General features: G+C 71.1%; 3 protein-coding genes. All 3 read left to right on the top strand.

Annotation, left to right across the window (positions count from 1 at the left end):
* Positions 1–1275 (top strand): glucose/galactose MFS transporter (gluP, locus tag RDU12_RS13550; protein ID WP_308685139.1); only part of this gene is annotated, 1275 nt, incomplete at its 5' end.
* 107 nt (positions 1276–1382) lie between these two features.
* Positions 1383–1997, top strand: a complete 615-nt coding sequence (locus RDU12_RS13545) for a hypothetical protein (RefSeq protein WP_300290587.1) — start codon at positions 1383–1385, stop codon at positions 1995–1997.
* 106 nt (positions 1998–2103) lie between these two features.
* Positions 2104–3915, top strand: a 1812-nt coding sequence (locus RDU12_RS13540) for an AGE family epimerase/isomerase (RefSeq protein ID WP_308685137.1), incomplete at its 3' end; no start/stop codon positions are given.

Genomic DNA, 3915 nt, shown 5'->3' with positions numbered 1-3915 from the left:
CCGGCGGGCCGCGGGACGACCCTCGCCTTCGCCTATGTGACCACCCTGTTCTTCGCCTGGGGCTTCGCCACCTCGCTGATCGACCCGCTGATCGCGGCGGTGCGCAAGGTGTTCGATCTCAGCACCGCCGAGGCCATGCTGACGGCCTCGGCCTGGTTCATCGCCTACGCCGTGGTGTCGGTGCCCGCCGCCGCCGTGCTCAGCAAGCTGGGCTACAGCCGTTCGATAATCTCGGCGCTGGGGGTGATGGTGCTGGGCTGTCTGATCGTGCCGGTGGCCACCATCATGGACTGGTATCCCGGCGTCCTGCTGGCCCTGTTCATCATCGCCTCGGGCGTGACCCTGCTTCAGGTCGCGGCCAATCCACTGGTCGCGGCGCTCGGATCCAAGAAGACCTCGCATGCGCGGCTGAATTTCTCGCAGTTCTTCAACTCGCTCGGCACCACGCTCGGACCCTATCTCGGCGCGACCGTGCTGCTGACCGGTGGGGTGTTCGCCGCCGGGGCGGTGGTCACCTCGGCCACGCGCGCCGAGTCCCTGCGCAGCATCGACATCGCCTTCCTGGCCCTCGGCGCCTTCTTCGCCGTGGTCGCCTTCTTCATCTTCACGGCCCGCAAGAAGATCAATGCCGCGGCGGCCGGAGCCGAGGAAGCCGGCGGCGTGGCCTCGCCGCTGAAGGCCTTCACCTCACCCTGGGCCCTGTTCGGCGGCCTGGCGATCTTCATCTACGTCGGCTCGGAAGTGACCATCGGCGGTCTGCTGACCAACTTCCTGAGCAGTCCCACCATCCTCGACATCCCCGAGGCCGAGGCCGGGCGGATGGTCAGCCTGTACTGGGGCGGCGCCATGGTGGGTCGTTTCATCGGCGCGCTTCTGCTGACCCGGATCCGGGCCGGGGTGCTGCTGACGGTCAACACCACCATCGCCGCCATCCTGTGCCTGATCGTGACCCAGACCTCGGGCGAGACCGCGGCCTATGCGGCCATCGCCGTCGGCTTCTTCAACTCGATCATGTTCCCGACCATCTTCACCCTGACGCTGGAGCGCTCGGGCGCGCCCGCATCGGCGACCTCGGGCCTGCTGTGCACCGCCATCGTCGGCGGAGCCGTGCTGCCCCTCATCGCCGGCTTGATCGTCGACGACGCGGCGATGATGTTCAATCCGGCCTTCTATGTGCCGCTGGCCGGCTATGTGCTGCTGACCGTCTTCGCCGTCGCCTGCGCGCGGTCGCGGACGCGGGAGGCCGATGTGGTGGCCAAGCCGTCGCCGCACTGACAGGGACCGCAGAACCGGGACGAGAGGGCCGTCGGGGGACGCATCCCCGGCGGCCCTTGCACGTTCCGGCCGGAGCGCCCCACAGTGGGCCGACGCCCGGAGAGCCCATGACCCGCAGACTGTTTCGCTCGCTGATCCCCGCCTTCATGCTGGCCCTGATCGCCGGTCAGGCCTGGGCGGAGGTGACGGTGACCTTCTACGCCCATCCCGGCGCCCGGGTGCGCGGCGGCTATCTGCTGTTTCCCCACGCCTATGTGCACGCGCAAGGGACGGTCGACGCCACCGGCGAGGCGGTCGACTGGTCGGCCGGCTTCACCGCGGAGAGCCCCGGGCCGCACCTGCTGTTCGTCCGCGGCGGCGGCGTGGTGGCGAGTCCCGACGCCCGCTATGTCGACGAGGGCCAGCCGTTCCTCAGCCTGACCGTCGATGACGCGACCTGGCATGCGCTCAGGGCCCGGGCCGACTGGTGGAACAGCCCCGAGGGTTCGGTCTATGACCTGAGGCGGCGCAACTGCATCACCTTCATCGCCGATCTGGCGCGGGTGGCCGGCCTGCGCACGGCGCCCGAGCCGTCGATGAAGCCCGGGACCTTTCTGGAGGCGACGGCGGCGCTGAATCCCGCGGCGGCGTGGCGGGAGGAGGCGGTCGTTTCGCCGGCCCCGTCGCCCGTGACGGCGGCCCGTCCCGGATCCGAAGCGAACCGGCCGGGGGCCCAGCCCTAGGCTGATGCAGAGTCCGTGCACCACCTGTTAGGATCGCGTCGGCACGATTGCACAGTTGACCTCCAGCGGGGGCGGGCGGCCAGAAGGCAGTCAACAGGGGGCGGCCATGGCGATCTTTCCGGTGATCCTGTGCGGCGGCGTCGGAACGCGGCTGTGGCCGGCTTCGCGGGACCGCAGGCCGAAACAGTTCCTGAACCTGACAGGCGACCTGTCGCTGTTCCAGGAAACCCTGGCGCGGGTGGCGCCCCTGGCCGGCGAGGACGGCCGGATCGTCGTGGTCGCCGGCCGCGATCACGCCGCCTCGATTTCCGAGCAGCTGGGCGACACCGCGGCGGTGCTGCTGATTGAGCCGGCCGGCCGCGATTCCGCTCCGGCCATGGCGGCGGCGGCCGAGTGGATCCTGCGGCGGCGGCCCGACGGGATCGCCCTGTTCGTCGCCTCCGATCACCACATTCCAGACGGCGAGGGCTTCAGGGCCTCGGTCGTCGAGGGGACGAAGGCCGCGGAGGCGGGCCGTATCGTCACCTTCGGCGTGCGGCCCAACACGCCCTCCTCCGCCTACGGCTACATCCAGCCGGACGGGCCGGGACTGGCGGGGGTCAGGCGGTTTGTCGAAAAGCCGGACCGTCAACGCGCCGAGACCTATGTCGCCGACGGCTATCTGTGGAACAGCGGCAACTTCATGGTGCGCGCGGACGTCCTGATGGCGGAACTGGAGAGGTTCGCTCCCGAGGTTCTGACGGCCGCGCGGCGGGCCTTGCCGGACGGCGGCGGCGCGACCGTGATCCTGACTGACGCCTTCAACGCGGCGCCCCGGATATCGATCGACTACGCCGTGATGGAGAAGAGCGACCGCGTTTCCGTGCTGCCGGTCGACTTCGACTGGTCGGACCTGGGCGCATGGGATGCGGTGGCCGAGACCGGCGGCGCGGATCGCGGCCTGAGCATCAGCAGCGAGGACGGCGGGGCCAATCTGGTGCGGGCGGCGGAGGGCATGGTCGTCGCCACCATCGGCGTGAGCGATCTGGCCATCATCGCGGAGCCGGACGCGGTGCTGGTGTGCCGCCTCGACCGGAGCCAGGAGGTCAAGGGGCTGGTCGAGCGCCTGCGCAAGATTTCGCCCGTTCACGTCGAGGGCGCCCCGTCCGGGGCGGAGGCGCTGGCGGGTCTCGCGCGGGCCTTTGACGGTTGGATGCGTTTCAACGCCCTGCCGCTGTGGGCGACCATCGGCGTGGCCGGGGACGGCGGCTTCCACGAGGCCATCGACCGGGACGGCGTCCCGGTCGGGGACTTCCGCCGGGCCCGGGTGCAGGCGCGGCAGGCCTGGGTCTACAGCGTGGCGGGTCAGGCGGGCTGGGCGGGTCCGTGGCGGCGACTGGTGAAGGAGGGCCTCGACCGGTTCGAGGAGACCAGCCGTCGACCGGACGGCTTGTACCGCACGCGGGTCTCGACCGGCGGCGAGGTGCTGGACGATACGGCGTCGCTCTATGATCAGGCCTTTGTCCTGCTGGCCTTCGCCGCGGCGGCGCAGGCCGGGGTCGAGACCGGGCGGATGACGGCGCGGGCGCAGGCCCTTCGCCAGGCGCTCGGCGGACTGGTCCACCCCGGCGGCGGCTGGCGCGAGGACGCCGCCCATCCGTTCCAGGCCAACGCCCATATGCACCTGCTCGAGGCCTGTCTGGCGTGGGAGGCGCTGGAGCCGGGCGGCGCATGGTCCGTCATGGCCGACGAGATCGTGGGCCTGGCCCGCCGGGCCTTCATCGAGTCCGACGGCGGCTTCCTGCGCGAATTCTTCGACGCCGACTGGCGGCCGGCCGCGGGCGAGGCCGGGACCCTGGTCGAGCCGGGTCACCAGTTCGAGTGGGCCTGGCTGCTGACCCGCTGGGGGCGGGCGCCGGCCGACCAGTCGTCGGCCCGC

The sequence above is a fragment of the Brevundimonas sp. genome (genome assembly GCF_031082345.1).
GTDB lineage: Bacteria > Pseudomonadota > Alphaproteobacteria > Caulobacterales > Caulobacteraceae > Brevundimonas.
This window is presented reverse-complemented; position numbering and strand designations above follow the sequence as displayed.

Bases quoted from the DNA above. Each gene is read 5' to 3' on its own strand.
- RDU12_RS13545 (WP_300290587.1), top strand. From the start codon at position 1,383: ATGACCCGCAGACTGTTTCGCTCGCTGATCCCCGCCTTCATGCTGGCC.